The sequence below is a fragment of the Megasphaera indica genome (genome assembly GCF_046614755.1).
Classification (GTDB): domain Bacteria; phylum Bacillota; class Negativicutes; order Veillonellales; family Megasphaeraceae; genus Megasphaera; species Megasphaera intestinihominis.
In genome coordinates this window covers 1-327 of the sequence record NZ_JBKKJR010000065.1, presented here as the reverse complement: position 1 = coordinate 327, position 327 = coordinate 1, and the positions used below count along the sequence as shown (strand labels likewise).

Annotated in this window: 1 pseudogene; it reads right to left on the bottom strand. The window is 49.8% G+C overall.

Annotated features, from left to right (window positions below):
- A pseudogene (locus tag ACFCTO_RS12195) lies at window positions 1–327 on the bottom strand (IS701 family transposase); the annotation flags it as partial.

The following is a 327-nucleotide window of genomic DNA, read 5'->3' as shown; positions in this document are numbered from 1 at the left end:
GGGATATTGCAAAACCCGCTCTATCAACGTGCTTTTGGCATACCAACTGTCAAAGAACAGTAATACCTGCCGGTCTTTCAGTAAGGGCATCACCTCCTCGATGAGATCACCGGCTAATTCAAGTTTGGTCTGCTCTTTCGTCCACATCCGGTACCCTACGGGAACCGCCAGATAGCGGATAAGCGGAGCTTTTCCTTCATGCTGGTTCAGGACAGGGACACTCAGTGTCAAACTGACGAAGCAATGACCATTTACGTAAGGCTTGCCTGTATGGCAGGCGTGGTCATGCAACAGAGAAACAGCATCGAACTTCTTGCCGAATTTCGG